Genomic DNA, 298 nt, shown 5'->3' with positions numbered 1-298 from the left:
CATTAATTGATTTTGCAGGTGCAGGAGCCACAGTTCCCATAACCAGCTTTGGTAATTCCCTCGTACATGGTGCGATGCAAGAAGCCGAAACACATGGGTTAGTCTGTGTACTGACAGGAATGTTTGAAGTAACAAGTTCAGGCATTTCAGCTGCCATTGTTTTTGGAATGCTGGGAGCCTTAATTTTTAAACCAAAAGGATAAAGGAGAGCTAGGATGACAGTAGGATCAGATGTTAAATAGTGATTTGCCACCTTAAAAGGTATAGAAGCTAGTCTCTCAAGATTAGCATTACGAAC

1 protein-coding gene is annotated in these 298 nt (G+C 41.3%); it reads left to right on the top strand.

All coding sequences use genetic code 11. The features are described from left to right. Positions 1-203: SpoVA/SpoVAEb family sporulation membrane protein (locus tag PZE06_RS28145; RefSeq protein WP_275792420.1), on the top strand; the 203-nt coding region annotated here is incomplete at its 5' end. Between the last annotated feature and the right edge of the window lie 95 nt (positions 204-298).

The organism is Robertmurraya sp. DFI.2.37 (genome assembly GCF_029211245.1).
Classification (GTDB): domain Bacteria; phylum Bacillota; class Bacilli; order Bacillales; family Cytobacillaceae; genus Robertmurraya; species Robertmurraya methanolica_A.
The sequence above is the reverse complement of the archived record's forward strand: the minus strand, read 5'-3'. Positions and strand labels throughout refer to the sequence as shown.